This window comes from Pseudoalteromonas spongiae UST010723-006 (genome assembly GCF_000238255.3).
Taxonomy (GTDB): domain Bacteria; phylum Pseudomonadota; class Gammaproteobacteria; order Enterobacterales; family Alteromonadaceae; genus Pseudoalteromonas; species Pseudoalteromonas spongiae.
Genome location: NZ_CP011040.1, coordinates 1,531,963 through 1,548,872, shown reverse-complemented (window position 1 = coordinate 1,548,872; position 16,910 = coordinate 1,531,963). Strand labels below are relative to the sequence as shown.

Sequence of the window (16,910 nt, the reverse complement as noted above, 5' to 3'; positions counted from 1 at the left end):
ACAGGGAGCGAAGCGGTCGAGCAAGCCATGCCTAGGCATGGATGCCGATTCATGGCGTTTATCATAAAATTCAAAGTTGTTTTGAGGATTAAGTTTGATAGTGCGGTCGCCTTTCTTTTGGTTACTTTATCTTTGGCGAAGCAAAGAAAAGTAACATGGAGCCCATGGATGGGCTTTATGATAAACAGGAAGTTGTAATTATCTTCTCTATTACCCAAATTCGCTCTTATCAGCTGATAGCAAATTCTCGAATTAACGTTAATTGCAGTTAACGTAAACCATTTTGGTCATAACCCATTAGATCAGTTCTTGCATTGTGCAAAGCAAAGTGACTGATACTAGCTTTTAAGTTAAAAACTTTAAATATAAAAATCGAAAACGTAGCTGTTTTTAACGCTGTATTATTTATTGTTATTTCTAAAACTCTTGTTTTTGGGTGGTTTAAGCATTTTATGCAGCATTTTTTCAGTTACTGGTTTACTGTACAAAATGCCGCTTAATGCGGGCGCTGTACCTTTATTTTTAAAGCCAAATTAAGCAAAAATCCCACCTTTCCAAATACACGTTTTGTTACAAATGGTTAACGCGATTGATTCTCATTTAAATGTGTTTTTATCTATTTAAATCAGTTGGTTATATCAGTTGACTGAACTGTTCAGATTGTATACCGTTAACGGCTAAAAATTATAATCAAGGAATGTGTGCAGTGCTTGAAGTGAAGAACCTGTATCGCGAGTACGGCAGTGGAGAAACGCGCGTTACCGCGTTAAACGATGTCTCTATCACCATCGACGAAGGGGAGTTTGTCGCCATTATGGGTTCGTCGGGCTCAGGTAAATCAACGCTAATGAATATTTTGGGTTGTTTAGATACGCCAACTAAAGGCGAGTATTTTTTGTCTAAACAATCAATTCAAGATATGTGCGATGAAGACTTATCAAGAATCCGTAACCAGCGTATTGGCTTTATTTTTCAAACCTTTCATTTGTTAACCCGTTTAACTGCGCTTGAAAATGTTACTTTGCCGCTTAGGTACAGTGATATATCGCCAGAACATGCAAAACAAAAAGGGTTAGCCATGCTTGCCAAGGTGGGGCTTGATCACAGGGCAGGGCATAAGCCAAATGAAATGTCCGGTGGGCAAAGGCAACGTGTGGCAATAGCCAGAGCCTTAGTTAATGAGCCTAAAGTGATTTTTGCCGATGAACCAACCGGTAACCTAGACAGCAAAACATCCCACGAAATTATGTCACTGTTATGTGACCTGCACGCTCAAGGCCACACCATTGTGATGGTGACCCACGAAGAAGATATTGCCGAGTACGCTAAGCGCATTATTCGCATGAAAGATGGTGTGAAAATAGAGGATAGCGTTCAATGAAAACACTTAAACTTAGCGCGCTGCCATTGATGCTTGCAAGCGCGCTTTTTACAAAGCAGGTGTTTGCATCGCAAAATATTTTTATTACTGGGGAAATAAAAGCGAGCGACAGCCAAACCTTTTTTGCACCGCAAAGTGATACATGGCGCATTCAAGTTGAATGGATGTTACCCGAGGGCGAAGTTGCCAAACCCGGTGATGTGGTTGTGGTATTTGAAGGCGGCTCAATTGCCAGCACCATTGAGCAAGACGAAGTAAGCCTTAATACCGCACAAGATGAATTAAAACGCCAACAAAACAAGGGAAAACAAGCCATTTTAGAAGCCGAATTTGCGCTTGCCCGTGCTGATTTGTTACTTGAAAAAGCCAAAATTGATGCGGCTGTACCTAAAAGCCATGTAAGTGCGTTTGATTATGAAGAAAACCAGCTAAAACTTGAGCAAGCGGTAATTCAAAAACACAAAGCTAAAGCAAGCCTAGCAGAGGCTAAAACTACGGCGCAGGTAAACATTCGCAAGCAAGAAATCGAAATAGAACATTTGCAAATTAACTTAAAAGAAAACCGCGAACGTTTGCAAAATCTTACCCATAAAGCCACCAATCAAGGCCCCATTTTGTATGGTAATCACCCTTGGTATGGCACTAAATTGTTTTCAGGGGTTACTGCACAACCGGGTTGGAAAATTGCTGAAATTCCAGCAATGACCGGTCTTTATTTAGAAGCTTGGGTGCACGAAATTGATTATAAGCACTTAAAGCAAGAGCAAACAATGTCGCTTAAGCTTGATGCGTATCAAGATACGCCACTTACTGCAAAATTAAGCGATATTTCAACACAACCGGAAGAGCGTAAAGAATGGGGTAAAGATGCTTACTATCGCGCTAAGTTTACGTTTGATGATACACAGCAGTTAAAAATCTTACCGGGTATGACGGGGCGCGTTGTGGTGCAAGGAGGCAGTAATGAATAAGTTTAAGCTTGGCTTAGTTGCAAGCCTAATCGCGTTTTCGCTAACTGGTTGTGGCGATGATGAATTTGATTATCACACCATTGAAAAAACCAGCTTACAATTGGCTGTGCAAGCCAATGGCGAATTAGAGTCGGCACAGCAATCGCTTATTGCACCGCCGTCTATTTCGCGTATGTGGCAATACAAGGTGAAGTTTTTAGCGCCTGAGAATAAACAAGTTAAAAAAGGCGAAATGGTTGCGTCTTTTGATGATAAACCCGTGCGCGACCGATTAATTGAAAAAACCAGCGAATATGACCGCGCGGTAAAAGAGCTCGAAAACCAAAAAGCGCAAGAGATTAAAAACCAAGAAGAGTTAAAACTCGCCCTTGCCGAAGCGCAAATGAATTACGATATTGCCAAGCGTAAGGCCGATATTAACGATGATTCGATGTCGGATAACGATAAACGTAAGGCACAGATTGATTTTACCATTGCGCAAAATGATCTTGAGCTAGCTAAGAAAAAACTGACATTTCAAGAAGAAACTAAAGCGCTCAATATTCGGTTAGCTAAAGGTAAAGCCGAGCGCTTAAAAGCAGAAGTTGATGCCCTAGAACACGACATTGAAAAGCTGAAAGTAAAAGCTCCTATGGATGGCATTGTAATGTATTACACCGACGCCAGTGGTGAAAAGCCAACGGTAGGTGAAAGTGTGCAATTTGGCCAACCAGTAATTGAATTAGCGGTAATCGAAGATATGCAGGTAAAAGCGCAAATTGACGAAGCTGACTTTGGCCGCATTGCACTTAATCAGAATGTTAAAGTGACCATTGATGGCTCTGAGCCGATTATTACATCGGGCAAAATAACCAGTATTGGCAGTGCGTTTCGTGAAAAATCGCCGCAAGATAAACGCCGAATCGTCGACACCTTAATTAAACTCGATAATATTAATGCAGCTGCGATGCGCCCAGGGTTAACCGCCCGCGTAGAAATAGCGACCGATAAAATTGATGATGTATTGATAGTGCCTGTAAGCGCATTGCATAGCGACCAATCAAGCGCGTATGTAATTGAAAAAAATGGTGATAAAACCCCAGTTACGGTAGGTAATATTAGTAATGGTTTTGCGGTAATAAAAAGTGGCATTGAGCAAGGAGAGGTAGTGCGTTTATGAAGTATTTAGCTATTGTTGTAAGCGTGATTTTATTAACCGCGTGCTTAAAACCTGATGATGTAGCCGCCGAGCTTACGTTTACCGTGCAAAAAGCCCCGTTTAAAAACTATGTAGAGGCAAAAGGCGAACTGATTGCCGCTAATGAAACCGTGATTAGCACTCCTGCATCATCGCGCGGGCCGCAAACTTTGGCGTGGTTAATGCCTGAATATTCTCAAGTTAAAAAAGGTGAAGTGATTGCACGGTTTGATGGTCGTGTAATGACTAAGCAAAAGCGCGAGAGTGATTTTTCAAACCAAAAAGTGTCGCAAGATTTATCCGGTAAAAATACCGAAATCGACACGCGCAGAAAACACTTAGGGTTTGATATGGAAATTGTTGAAGAAGAAAAGCAATTTGCTGAAAATTTTTCTATCGACGATGACCGTATTATCTCGAAACTTGAGATTTTAGAGCAGGCGCAAAAAGTTGACTATTTAAATGCCAAAACGGCCTATTTTAATTGGCAGTCTGATCAGTTTAATAGCAGCGCGCAAGGCGAGTTAGACCTGTTAAATATGCAGAGCCAACAGCATCAAAGCAAAATTAATATGCTCGATGGCAATTTGTCGTCGTTAGAGGTGGTTGCCCCGCACGATGGTTTGTTAACCCATAGCGTAGATTGGCATGGTGAAAAACCAAGAGCAGGGCAAACCCTGTGGCCGGGCCAAAAAATTGCAGGCTTGCCCGATACCTCGGTTATGCAAATCAAGTTGTTTGTAAAAGAGCGCGAAGCGATTAATTTAAAGCAAGATCAAGCAATTGAGTTTTCGCTTATTTCAACACCCAATAAAACCTTTAGCGGCAAAATAAGTAAGCTTGCACCGTTTCCTAAATCAATTAAGCGACAAGATCCGCAAAAGTATTACGAGATCACCGCCAGTATTGATGAGCAAGGCGACTACTTGCGACCGGGCTTAAAAGTGGTGGCAAACATAGTTGCAGATCAGCCAGCCGAAAAGCTAATCGTACCAAAATTTAGTGTATTTGCTGACGAAGAAGGTGCGTATGTGCAACTTAAAACGGCATCGGGTTATAGCAAAGCGCCAGTTACCTTAGGCGCAAGTAATTTAAGCCATGTTGAAATTGTAAAGGGCCTTTCCAAAGGTGATGTAATTGCGCTAGTTGAGCAGGAGGGCAAACTATGAATTTAGTCGGATTATTTAAAGATGCCGCAGTGCAATTGCAGCAGCATAAAATGCGCACTTTTTTAACCTTACTCGGTATGATCTTTGGTGTAGGTGCGGTAATTGCTATGTTGAACATTGGTGAAGGTGCACAGCGTGAAGCACTGAAAATGATTGATTCAATGGGCCTTAATAACGTAATTGTAGAAGCTAAAGACTTTGAAGAGGATGAACTTAGAGAGCAGCGTAAGCACTCGGACGGGTTATCGCTTAACGATGGCAAAGTTGCAGTTGAAGCTTTGCCGTTTATTACTGATTTTGCCGCTGAAAAAGTGGTTGAAACCTACCATGTATTTAGTGAATACGCCAAATTTGATGGTCAAGCGGTAGGTGTAAGTGAAAACTACTTTGAACTTGCACATTTTGATTTAAGTGCCGGGCGATTGCTTAATCAGCAAGATGGTCAGCACTTTTCGCAAGTGGCGCTGCTCGGTGCAAATACCGCGCGTACTTTGTTCCCGCTTGGCGATGCGGTGGGGAAATCAGTCAAAATTAACCATTTGTGGTTTGAAGTAGTGGGTATTCTTGAAGCGCCATTTTTAAAGAAAAAAGAGTTTCAGGGCGTTAAATTAGGCGATGAACAAAACCAGATTTTTATTCCGCTTAAAACTGCGATTCACCGCTTTAAAAGCGAATTACTCGACCCTGAAATTACTCGCATTAAACTTGCTACCGAACCGGGTTTTAGCCCCGTGATGGCCGCGCAAGCGATTGATGCCCTAGTAAAAGGGCGTCATAACGATATTGATGATTACAAGCTGATTGTGCCTGCCGCGTTATTGGCACAGCAAAAGCAAACCCAGCAAATTTTTAATATTGTAATGTCGTGTGTAGCCGGGATTTCACTGCTGGTGGGCGGCATTGGCATTATGAACATTATGCTAGCCACTGTACTTGAGCGCACTAAAGAAATCGGTTTATTGCGCGCCATTGGCGCTACGCAAAAGAACATTCAAGTGCAGTTTATTACCGAAAGTTTCACCATTTCCATTTTAGGTGGCTTACTAGGTGTATTCTTTGGTATTGCACTGTCAGAGCTGATTGCTTTTTACTCTCAATGGGCGGTGTCGTGGTCGCTGAGCGCAATTGTGTTATCGTTTAGCATTTGTGCGTTGGTGGGCCTTGTTTTTGGCGTTTACCCCGCGATTAAGGCTTCTAAGCTTGATCCGATTGATGCACTGCAAAGTGATTAATATTAGTGAGGTAAATATAAAAAGGGTTAGCGCTATGCTAACCCCTTTGTTGGGTTGTAATTATGTTTGATAGGGTCAAACAATTACGGTGCAAGTTAGTTGCTAATTACTTAAAGACACATATTGCTCTGAGAGAATAGGTGCTGCTGAGTCATGCAGCTTCTCAGACAAGTCATCGTTGTCTTGTTCGGCCACAAAATTAAGTAAGCAACTGCTGTAATTACTTTTTACTTTGGCAAGTTTGTCGCCATTTTCTTTACGAAGTAGTACCACTTCGCCTGCAGAAAAGTCACCAATCACATTCACCAAATCTTGCGGCGTAATAAGATTGTCGCTTTGTTTTTGCATTGCAAATGTGTCTTCAACAACCAGTTCACCTTGTGCTTTGGTGGTGTGTTTCATCCAGTGGCTTTGGTCTTGCATTGGCGTTTCAATAGCGTGGAACAAGGTGCCCGGATTACCGCCTTGTAACAGCGTATTAAACGTCGCTTCGCTAAAGCCGTTAACAATATATGTATTAATACCGTGTGAAACTGCTTTTTCAGCGGCTTGTACTTTGGTTTTCATACCGCCAGTACCAACATCGCTGGTTGCACCGCCTGCCATCGCATAAATTTCAGGGTCAATACGCATTACATCAGGAATCAGCGTTGCGCTTTTGTCCTCATGAGGATTGGCGGTATAAAGTCCATCGATATCAGAACAGATAATCAATGCATCGGCGTAAGCGGCACTGGCCACCATTGCTGATAAATTGTCGTTATCACCCACTTTTAGCTTGTCGGTGGTTACCGTATCGTTTTCATTTACGATAGGCAGAATATCGTTTTGTAGTAACGCAGTCAGTGTGTCGCGCACACTTTCAAAGCGGTCGCGATTGCGTAAATCGGCATGGGTAAGCAGTACTTGGGCTGTATTAAAATCAAATAACCTATCCCAAGTTGCCATCATTTCAGACTGGCCTGCTGCCGCCATGGCTTTTTTCACTGTCATCGACGAATTGTCGACGTTATTAAATAAGTGCGCGCCTGCGGCAACTGAACCCGATGATACTAATACCACCTGAATACCTGATGCACGGCAACGTACAATAAAATTTGCGATACTTAATAAATACTGGCTACTGCATCCGTCGCGGTGAGGCGCAATTAATGCGCTTCCCACTTTAATCACAATCCGTTTCCAGCCGATATTTTTAAGATTTTGTTGCATAAATTAAGCCTCTTGGAGCTTGGCGTTTGTTGCGTTGAACCATTTGATAGCTTGCTGATCTGGCTGCTGCGTGTTCAAGCTAACCAGCACAATAGCAAGTGAACTCGCTACAAAACCTGGTAGTAACTCGTAAAAGTAAACACTTAAGGTTTCGCCATTTTCGAGTAGCGGTACGTATGCCCAAAGTAGTACGGTGAGTGAACCCACAACCACACCGGCTACTGCGCCGCTGTGCGTTAGCTTTTTCCACCATAAACTAAAGATTACCAGTGGGCCAAATGCTGCGCCAAAACCGGCCCATGCGTTTGATACTAAATTAAGTACGCTGCTATTGCTGTCTAGGGCAATCAGTGATGCCACAACGGCCACCACGAGCACGCATACGCGGCTAATCATCAGCAGTTCGTTACTGCTTGGCTGACGCTTTGCATAGCTCTTATAGATATCTTCAACCAGCGAGCTCGACGACACTAATAGCTGTGACGAAATGGTGCTCATAATGGCAGCTAAAATTGCTGCAAGCAGCCAACCTGCCACAAATGGGTGGAACAAAAACTGTGATAGAAAGATAAAAATGGTTTCGGGATCAGATACTGATTGCTCGCTGTTGGCAATAAAGCTTGCACCAACAAGGCCTGTTACTAGCGCACCAATAATCGAAATTGTCATCCACGATAAACCGATTTTGCGTGCTTTGGCTAAGTTTTCATGGCTATCAATTGCCATAAAGCGCACAATAATGTGTGGCTGACCAAAGTAACCAAGGCCCCATGTCATTAAGCTAATAGCGGCAAGCAATTCAACATTGCCAAAATCAAACGACATTGATTGGGTGAAGTTACTGGCAGCTTCAGCATCAAAGTTACTGAAGGTCACCATAGGTACGGCAATCAGCGCAATGAGCATGATTACGCCCTGAATAAAGTCACTTAAACTGACCGCAAGGAACCCGCCAAGTACCGTGTAAATTACGACTATGCTAACGGTAGCCACAATGCCAATGGTGTAATCAATATTAAATGCCGATTCAAACAGTTTACCGCCGGCGACTAGGCCTGATGCGGTATAAACCGTGAAAAATACAATAATAACAATCGACGCAATGAGTCTTACACTGCCTTTTTCAAGGGCGAAGCGCTTTGAAAAGAACTCGGGAATGGTCAGTGCATCATCTGCAAGTTCTGTGAATACTCGAAGCTTAGGCGCAACAATGTGATAGTTCACATAGGCACCTAACACTAGGCCAACTGCAAGCCAAATACTGCCTAATCCACTAACATAAGCGGCACCTGGTAGACCCATCAGCATCCAGCCACTCATATCTGAGGCGCCAGCTGATAACGCGGTCACTTTGGCGCTAACATTGCGCCCACCGAGTAAATATTCACCGTTATCTGATGTGGATTTTTTCATGGCATAAACGCCAATGAAAATTAGCAGGGCGAAATATAATAAAATAGAAAAAGTCGCGTAATCGAACATTTTATTTCAGTACTAATTAATTATGTTATTTGCTTTGAGAATTTGCGTAGCGCCCTTGTGAGTCACCTGAGATTCGCTTTTTAGCAAGAGAACCCGCGGCTAATAAGTAACTTACAGCGGCGATAAATTTAAAAGAAAGGTACCCAAAAAGATCCGTCTTAGTACTCATGATATTTACCTCACATGGTTTAAATTGATTACAATTCTAATTATTTGAGCTCTAATTTCAAGTGGATAAAACTTGATCAACGCAGAAAGTGTATTTAAGTGTTTGTTTATATTGATCTAATTTATTTTTGACGTTTTTATGATTTATTTAGATTTAGTTAGATAAACAAATATTAATTTGAAGTCGAAGCAAATAAGGGTAAATAGGTGAAATAAATTGGCCTGTTTTCCGGTTTATACCTTATAAACCGTGCATTTATGCCAATCGGCTACACTCTTTTAGTTATGTTTGCATTTTCAGCGATTGGTATAGATGTGAACTTTATCGTGGTTTATTAAAGTGAAGGGGCACATTTGAAAACACTTATTCAATTTTTATCTTGGTTGGGCTTGGTGTTGTCTGCCAATTTAGTTGCACAGGAAAAAGTCACTGCGCAGCAATTTGTCGACTTGCAAGAAGGCAATAAGCCGTTTGCTGGTTTTCGCCGTGCGCATGCAAAAGGTGCATGTATAACAGGTGAGTTTGTCGCTAATGGCGCACTTGCACCCTACACAAAAGCCACCTTGTTTGAAGCTGGAACGACTGCTTTTGTTGGTCGCTTTTCAATTGCGGGTAGTAATCCAACAGCGCCAGATTTAAAAGCGCCCGTGCGTAGCCTAGCGTTGAGTTTTGATTTAAGCAGCACTGAGCAGTGGCGTATTGCCATGAATACACCGCCTGCGATGGCGGTCACTAATGCACATGATTTTTATCAGCAAATTGTGGCAATTAAGCAAGGACCTGATGCGATTAAAGCATTTTTTAACGAGCATCCTGAAAGCAAAGATTTTTTAAATTGGAAAGCCAGCTACACGCCGTCTTCGAGTTTTGCTCTTGAGCAATACAACAGCATAAATGCGTTCTATTTGATTGATAATCAAAACAATAAACAGGCGGTGAGGTGGCATGTTATGCCTCGCGATAACACACCAAATACCCTTTCAAATAGCAATAATGCGCTGTTTGATGAGTTATCAAGCCGTTTAGCAAACGGGGCTGTATCATTTAATTGGGTGTTTACTTTAGCCAGTGATGGCGATGATGAAACTAATCCAGCGGTAATTTGGCCAAGCTCACGCGAACAGGTATCTGCAGGAGTGCTCAAGATTAAAACTATCGATTCCAGCGAAGGTGCGCGCTGCCACGACATTAACTTTGATCCGCTAACCTTACCAACAGGCATTGTCGCGACTCAAGATCCTATCTTGAATGCGCGCTCTGCTGCATATGCGGAGTCTTATCGTCGCAGAGCGAAAGAAAAACTGCTGGAGGCGCTGCAATGATTGCTAAACACAGTTTAAGTTTAAGATTATTACACTGGGTAATGGCGATGATGTTTGTATCGCTGTTTGCTGCAGGTTTAACTATGGTTAGTTCACTTGAACCATGGCAACCTAGTTTACTGGCGCTACATAAGGCGTTTGGCTTAGTTGCTTTAGTATTATTTGTGCTGCGAGTGTGCGCCAAATTTAGCTCAACGCCGCTTACTTCGAGCAGTGATGAATCTAAGTTGCAGAAAATGGCAGCAAGCAGTGTGCATTTTCTACTTTATTGTTTGATGTGTGCAGTGCCACTAACGGGCATTTTGTCGCAGTATTTCGCCAGTAAGCCAATTTCGTTTTTTGGCATAGTGAGCATTGGCGTGAAAAGCGAACCAGACATTGTGCTTTATGGCTTGTTTCGCGAATTACACAGCTTACTTATTGCTGTGTTTGCCTTGCTAATTTTTATGCATGTTGCGGGTGCGCTGTACCATTACTTTATTAAAAAAGACGATACCTTAAAACGCATGCTTTAACGTTTATTGTTTTTTATATGGCGGCGTTATTAATAATAAAAAAGCGAGTAAGGAAACCCTAACTCGCTTTTTTTATTGTGCTTTTATTCAGCTAGCAAAGTGTTAACTTACTTTCACTTTGCGATAGCTTAAGCGGTAAAAAATGCTATAGAACACAGGCACGGCAATCAGTGTGAGCAAGGTTGCAAATGCTAAACCACCCATAATGGTTACCGACATATCGGCGAAGAACGCATCGCTTAAAAGCGGCGCCATACCTAAAATAGTGGTAATCGCAGCCAGTGCAACAGGGCGTAAACGTGACGCGCTGGCCGATAAAATAGCTTCGTTTGGTACGCTGCCTTCTTTAATTTGCAGGTCAATTTCTTCAAGTAAAACAATGGCATTTTTAATTAACATGCCAAATAAACTTAAGAAACCCAGCAGTGACATAAAGCCAAACGGCATATCGGTAACAAGTAAACCAGTTACAACGCCTACCGCAGCCATTGGCACAACTAACCAAATAATCAGTGGCTGACGCACGCGGCCAAATAACACAATTGAAATCAACAGCATCACTAAAAAGCCCGCAGGCAAGCCTGTACCAAGTGCTTTTTGTGCATCGCGTGATGACTCGTATTCACCACCCCATTCTAGGCTATAGCCAGCCGGTAGTTGCATTGCTTCAATTTGTGGTTTGATACGTGCAAATGCTTTACCTGCGGTTTCATCAAAGCCCGGGTCGGCAAGTACCGTAATGGTTCTTACACGGTCGCGACGATGAATTTGAGTCTCTTCATTTTCCAGTTTTAAGCCCGTTGATACTTGCCTAAATGGAATGTATTTACGCTGTGATGAGCTCCACACTAAGCTGTTTTCAATTGCTTCGGTTTCCGATTGGCCCGAGCTTGCTACTTTGGCGGTAATGGCATAGCTGTAATCACCATCTTGCAAGCGGCCAAGTTCCAGCCCCGTTGATGCATATTGAATAGTTTGTGCAAAATCATTACGTGAAACCGCCGCAATGCCTGCGTTTACCGAATCATAATGGGTGTTTAACACTAAGCCTTTTTCACGCCAATCGTGACGAATATCGCGAATTTTGCCATCGTTTAGCATAATGTTTTCTGCTTCACGGGCTAACTGGCGCAGTACTTCAGAATCTGGGCCTGAGAATCGCGCTGCTAATTTAGCGCCACCACCTGGGCCAAACTGCATGCGTTCGGTATAAAAATCGGCGTTGAGATCGATGTCTGGCATCAGCTTAGTTAACTGCTGAATCACACCGTCAATTTCATCACGCTGGTGGGTGCGTACCAAGAAAAAGCCGTAGCTTTCGTTTGGTTGTTGCGGCGCATAAGTTAAGGTAAAGCGATCTGCACCACGGCCAACAAAGCTGGTTACTGACTTTATTTCATCAAAGTGCAGTAGCATTTTTTCGGTATCGGCTACTTTTTTGGTGGTTTCGCGAATATCTTGCCCTTGTGGTCCCCAGTAATGTACAAAGAAAATAGGCGCATTTGAAGGTGGGAAGAATCCTTGTTTCACTAAACCGAAGCTGGCGTAGGCAATAAAGGTAATGGCAAACAGCACCGCAACCGTAATCCATCTTAATTTAAGTGCGCTGTGTAGTAGGGCGATATAACCACGGTAAAATGCACTGTGGCCAGATTGTGTATTTGATTGCTGCTCCACTTTGTAAAAGTATTTACCAAATAGCGGCACTACGGTGATTGCTAATACCCAGCTGAGCATGAGTGAAATTAATACCACCGCAAATAGCGAGTAAAGAAACTCACCTGTTGCGTCGTCTGATAAACCAATGCCTGAGAAGGCCGCGATTCCAATTACTGTTGCACCTAATAATGGCCATTGCGTACGTTTTACAATAAAGCTTGCGGCTTCAAGCGCTTTTTTGCCTTGTTTCATGCGCAGCATCATACCTTCGGCAACTACAATGGCATTATCAACCAGCATCCCCATAGCAATTACCATAGCGCCCAGAGAAATACGCTGTAACTGTAAACCCATCAGCCACATAATTAATACGGTGCCCATTACGGTAATTAACAGTACCGAGCCAACCACCACGCCTGAGCGCCAGCCCATAAATACCATCAGCGTTAAGGTTACAACAATCACCGACATGATTAGATTATTAATAAACCCTTTTACAGATTCATCAACAATATTGGCTTGGTCATAAATTGGGGTCAGTGTGATGCCTGCTGGCAGCTCGCTTAACAAGTCGGCCACTTTAGCATTTACGCGCTTACCCACTTCAACAATGTTGACATCGTTTAGCGCCGACACGGCAAGGGTAATTGCTTCGTGACCTTGGTAGCGAATAAGCGTAGGCTGGATATCGAGCGGCTCAAATTTAAGCTCAGCAATATCACGAATTTTAAATGACTGGTTAGTACCCGGTACAACAATTGTTAGGTTATAAATTTCTTCAATTTGATCTAGCGGGTTTTCAACAATTAAACGTAGGCTACGGCCTTCTAGTTGAATACGACCGCCATTAAATGGCTTTAAATTTTCTTCAAGTAGTGCAGTGATTTCTGGAAATGAAATACCTAAGCCCGACAACTGATATGGGTTAATGTAAGCCACCAATTGCTCTTGTTGCACACCACTGACTTGCACTTTGGCAACGCCTTCGGTGATGAGTAAATCGCGGCGAATAATGCGCGCAAATTCACGTAACTCTTGCGGGCTAAATTCAGGCGCACTGAGCGCGTAATACATGCCGTAAACATCACCAAAGTCATCGTAAACCGTTGGCGCATGGCTACCTGATGGTAAAATACTGGTGACATCGCGCAGTCGTTTTCTTAGTTCATCCCATATTTGCGGTAACTCGTTTGAGTCGAAGTTAGGTTTTACTTCAACGGTAATTTCCGACAAACCGGGTTTTGAAATAGACGTTAGCTGTTTAAGTTGCGGCATTTGTTGCAGTGCAATTTCAAGTTGTTCGGTGACTTCGCGCTCAACTTTTTGCGCACTAGCGCCTGGAAACTGAGTTACAACTTGCACCTGCTTAATGGTAAATGCCGGGTCTTCTAAGCGACCAATGTTACTTAAACCAAGGGTGCCACCAATTAATAATACAATCACCAGCAGCCATATATTGACTGGGTTTTTAATTGAATAACGAGCGATATCCACAGTTATAGCTCCGCTTTATAGGGTTTTACAGTCATGCCTTCGCGCATTTGCGCGGCGCCTGCGGCAACGATTAAATCACCTTCGGTAATACCACTTTTAATGGCTGCAAAACGGTTTTTAACCGATAACACATCGACGTTTGCCTTGCTTACTTGTGCCGTATCGCGATTGAATTTCCAAACATGAAAACCTTCGCTATCGTTACCTTGTAAAGCATTAAATGGCACTAGCAAATGTTGCTCGTCGCTTTGACTTTCAAGGCTTACTTGTACAACCGCACGTGCACCTGGGGTTAAATTGGTGTCATTGGCTTGTGCGGCAAAAACCACCTTGTATGTTTGTGTAATTGGGTCGGGCTGAGTGGCATGTTCAATGTATTCTAATTGGTAAACTTTATCGGGCGCCGAAATAATATGTGCATTAGCGCCAACTAACGAACCCTCTTTGTATTTGCTTACCAAACGCTCTGGCACATTCACATTAAAGTAATAACGCGAAACATCTTGTAGCCGAGCCACAATATCGCCGGCTTGTACGTAGTTTCCTTTTTCAGCGAAACGTTCAGAGATCTGCGCGTTAAATGGTGCGAGTAAGGTGGTGTAACTGAGATCTTTTTCAGCGCGTTTAAGTGCGATGTCGGCGAGTTCAAAGTTGGTTTTTGCGTTATCTAACTGACTTTGAGATACCAAACCGTTTTTTGCCGTTGCTTCAATACGTTCTAAATCTCGTGTTGCTTGGCTTAAGCGAGCTTCGGCTTCTTGTACACGTTGTTTAAACGGTGTCGGGTCAATTTGTGCTAGCAGTTGGCCTTGGTTTGCCAGCGTACCTGTCATTAATTGTGTTTGGATTAAACGACCAGATACTTCAAAACTTAAATCGACGGTTTTTACTGCCGACACTTCTGCAGGGAAAGTGCGGTTAACCAATTTTGCGTTGCTTACAGCGGGTACTAGCTTAACGGCTTGTACTTTTTCTACAGTAAGTTGTTCGGCAGGGGCGTCGGAACACGCTTGCAAAAACAAAGTTAACAGCGAAAGTGCGACTAATTTTACACGGGTCGCAGAGGTAAAAAAGTGAGTTTTCATAGTCATTGTTGCTTAGTTGTCAAAGTTTAATAAAACGAACTTGATTTTATCTTTATGATTTTTAAAGCATTTAAAACCTAAAATAGAAAACCGCTAACGGCTAAAGACGCTTCAGTATAATCATTGATCAAGTAAACTGTACGGTGTAGTTTACTGGTCGCAATTGAAAAGTAAACCAATTAGTGTAAAAATAATTTCCAACTTTTCTAAGAGACCAAATCATGAGCGAAGCCAAAATCAGCCGCAGTATGCAAAAACGCCAAGCGATTATTGATGGCGCAAAAACGGCATTCCAGCAATATGGTGTAAGTGACACCAGCATGGATAAAATTGCCGAAACTGCGCAAGTATCAAAGCGTACTGTTTACAATCACTTTGAAAGTAAAGAGATTTTGGTAACTCACATTATTCGTGATATTTGGAGTCAGAATATTCTGACGTATGAGTTTGAATACGATAAGAATCGAGATTTGCGCAGTCAGCTGAGCGAGTTGATTGCCAACGAGCTTCAGTTTATGTGCGATCAAGGTACACTTGATTTAATTCGCGTGGCAATGGGTTACTGCTTATTTAACCCGGAGATGTCTAATGGTGAGTTACGGGAGTTCTTTGAACAAGAAACAACGCTTATTCGTTGGCTTAGACATGCTATGGAAGATGGAAAATTTCGCAAAAAAGACCCGTATCTAGTATCTGAGCAATTACTAGGTTTGTTAAAAGGGCAAGCTTTTTGGCCGCAGGTGTTACATTTTGAGGAGCGATTGACTGAAGCGCAAATGCGCGAGCTAACAAATGATACTCTGGACTTGTTTTTAAGTTACTACGAAATTTAATTGAGTAAACGCGGTTTTGGCGTAAATGCAACCGCGTTAGCTAAGGCGCAGTACCATTTTGACGTAAGTTAGGTGATGTTTTAAAAAGGGCTCACCCTCAACAGTTAAGCCAAACCGACGATAAAACGGTACGGCTGTTTCGCGGGCATCAAGCCAAAATTGTTCAATATTGCGCTTTTTAACATCGCTTATAATATGCTGTAAAAGTTCGCTGCCGAGCCCTTGGTTTTGGTAACTAGGCAAGGTGGCAAATTTGCGCAAACGCGCTTCATTTTTATTGATAAATAACGATGCTACACACACTAGTTCTCGCTTAACCTTAATGCCAAAGTGGACGGCGTTTTGGTCTTCCGGTAATTGGCAAAAATCCATTGGCTTGTCTGGCCACAGTACGTGATGACGCACGCTAATCGTTTCAGCGGCGGTAATTTGTTGTACTTGAAAGGGTGAAGGCATTATTAGATGCCACCTGTAACATCAAGTATTTTTCCGGTAATAAACGAGGCGTCGTCTGATAATAAATAAGCGATGCTATTTGCTACTTCTATAGGTTGCCCGCCACGCTTAAGTGGGATTTTTTCTTTGAGTCGGTCAACGCGCGTTGGTTCGCCACCGTCGCTATGAATATCAGTATAAATAAGCCCTGGGCGTATAGCGTTAACACGAATACCGTGCTCGGCAACTTCTAGGGCAAGGCCACGGGTAAGTGAATCTACCGCGCCTTTTGCTGCTGCGTAATCGACATATTCAAAGGGAGCACCCGACTGCGATGCACCCGAAGACACATTCACAATTACGCCATCACTCGGGCAACGTTTTATAAACTCTTTGGCACATAAAAACGTGCTGGTAAGGTTACCGTTAACGGTATTTAAAAAGCGCTCAAGGGAAATATCTGAAAGTGTGCTTTGTTTAAATAAAATTCCTGCGTTATTAACGAGATAATTCACTTTGCCTAAATTCGCTTCAATGTTATCAAAAAGGCGAGTAACTGCATTCTCGTTTGTAACATCTGCACAAAATGTATCGCACATTCCGCCGTTTTGTTTTATCTCATTTGCAACATCTGTTGCGGCATCGGCATTTTTAACATAGTTAATCGCAACACGATAACCGCGCTTAGCGAGCAGTTTTGCCGTAGCGGCGCCAATACCGCGAGAAGCGCCGGTAACTAAAACAACTTTGTTTATTGTGTCTTTATTCATAATG

Annotated in this window: 14 protein-coding genes; 8 read left to right on the top strand and 6 right to left on the bottom strand. The window is 42.7% G+C overall.

Annotated features, from left to right (window positions below):
- The first annotated feature begins 706 nt into the window (after positions 1 to 706).
- Genes PSPO_RS21275 through PSPO_RS21255 form a run of 5 tightly spaced genes read left to right on the top strand, consistent with a single transcriptional unit; the run spans position 707 to position 5,930 of the window.
- Complete coding sequence (locus tag PSPO_RS21275; RefSeq protein ID WP_010558496.1) at positions 707 to 1,381, top strand: ABC transporter ATP-binding protein; 675 nt, start codon at positions 707 to 709, stop codon at positions 1,379 to 1,381.
- Complete coding sequence (locus PSPO_RS21270; protein WP_010558497.1) at positions 1,378 to 2,352, top strand: HlyD family secretion protein; 975 nt, start codon at positions 1,378 to 1,380, stop codon at positions 2,350 to 2,352. Before PSPO_RS21275 ends, PSPO_RS21270 begins: the two co-directional genes overlap by 4 nt.
- Positions 2,345 to 3,511 (top strand): efflux RND transporter periplasmic adaptor subunit, encoded by a 1,167-nt coding sequence (locus PSPO_RS21265; RefSeq protein WP_010558498.1) that lies wholly within the window; start codon positions 2,345 to 2,347, stop codon positions 3,509 to 3,511. Before PSPO_RS21270 ends, PSPO_RS21265 begins: the two co-directional genes overlap by 8 nt.
- Positions 3,508 to 4,698: an efflux RND transporter periplasmic adaptor subunit gene (locus PSPO_RS21260; RefSeq protein WP_010558499.1), complete on the top strand. Its 1,191-nt coding sequence runs from the start codon at positions 3,508 to 3,510 to the stop codon at positions 4,696 to 4,698. Before PSPO_RS21265 ends, PSPO_RS21260 begins: the two co-directional genes overlap by 4 nt.
- On the top strand, positions 4,695 to 5,930 hold the full coding sequence (locus PSPO_RS21255) for an ABC transporter permease (RefSeq protein WP_010558500.1): 1,236 nt from the start codon (positions 4,695 to 4,697) through the stop codon (positions 5,928 to 5,930). The genes PSPO_RS21260 and PSPO_RS21255 overlap by 4 nt, the downstream gene beginning before the upstream one ends.
- A gap of 102 nt (positions 5,931 to 6,032) precedes the next feature.
- Here the strand turns inward: PSPO_RS21255 and proB are convergent, their stop codons facing one another.
- Positions 6,033 to 7,142: a glutamate 5-kinase gene (gene proB, locus PSPO_RS21250; protein ID WP_010558501.1), complete on the bottom strand. Its 1,110-nt coding sequence runs from the start codon at positions 7,140 to 7,142 to the stop codon at positions 6,033 to 6,035.
- Between the two features lie 3 nt (positions 7,143 to 7,145).
- A complete protein-coding gene (gene putP / locus PSPO_RS21245) occupies positions 7,146 to 8,624 on the bottom strand; it encodes a sodium/proline symporter PutP (RefSeq protein WP_021033044.1) in 1,479 nt (492 codons plus the stop codon).
- A 522-nt stretch (positions 8,625 to 9,146) separates the two neighbouring features.
- On the opposite strand from putP, the gene PSPO_RS21240 reads away from it, so the two are divergent.
- A complete protein-coding gene (locus tag PSPO_RS21240) occupies positions 9,147 to 10,115 on the top strand; it encodes a catalase family peroxidase (RefSeq protein ID WP_010558503.1) in 969 nt (322 codons plus the stop codon).
- A complete protein-coding gene (locus tag PSPO_RS21235) occupies positions 10,112 to 10,630 on the top strand; it encodes a cytochrome b (RefSeq protein WP_010558504.1) in 519 nt (172 codons plus the stop codon). Before PSPO_RS21240 ends, PSPO_RS21235 begins: the two co-directional genes overlap by 4 nt.
- Before the next feature lie 102 nt (positions 10,631 to 10,732).
- On the opposite strand, the gene PSPO_RS21230 is transcribed toward PSPO_RS21235, so the two are convergent.
- Positions 10,733 to 13,783: an efflux RND transporter permease subunit gene (locus tag PSPO_RS21230; RefSeq protein ID WP_010558505.1), complete on the bottom strand. Its 3,051-nt coding sequence runs from the start codon at positions 13,781 to 13,783 to the stop codon at positions 10,733 to 10,735.
- Positions 13,784 to 13,785: 2 nt separating this feature from the next.
- Positions 13,786 to 14,868: an efflux RND transporter periplasmic adaptor subunit gene (locus PSPO_RS21225; RefSeq protein WP_010558506.1), complete on the bottom strand. Its 1,083-nt coding sequence runs from the start codon at positions 14,866 to 14,868 to the stop codon at positions 13,786 to 13,788.
- Between the two features lie 221 nt (positions 14,869 to 15,089).
- Here PSPO_RS21225 and PSPO_RS21220 point away from each other — a divergent pair, with 221 nt between their 5' ends.
- Entirely contained in the window at positions 15,090 to 15,701 is a 612-nt protein-coding gene (locus tag PSPO_RS21220) for a TetR/AcrR family transcriptional regulator C-terminal domain-containing protein (protein WP_010558507.1), read from the top strand.
- A 36-nt stretch (positions 15,702 to 15,737) separates the two neighbouring features.
- On the opposite strand, the gene PSPO_RS21215 is transcribed toward PSPO_RS21220, so the two are convergent.
- Both PSPO_RS21215 and PSPO_RS21210 read right to left on the bottom strand, forming a co-directional pair.
- Positions 15,738 to 16,157 (bottom strand): GNAT family N-acetyltransferase, encoded by a 420-nt coding sequence (locus PSPO_RS21215; RefSeq protein WP_010558508.1) that lies wholly within the window; start codon positions 16,155 to 16,157, stop codon positions 15,738 to 15,740.
- 2 nt (positions 16,158 to 16,159) lie between these two features.
- Positions 16,160 to 16,906 carry an SDR family oxidoreductase gene (locus PSPO_RS21210; RefSeq protein WP_010558509.1) on the bottom strand — a complete coding sequence of 249 codons (747 nt, stop codon included), beginning with the start codon at positions 16,904 to 16,906 and terminating at the stop codon, positions 16,160 to 16,162.
- Positions 16,907 to 16,910 lie beyond the last annotated feature (4 nt).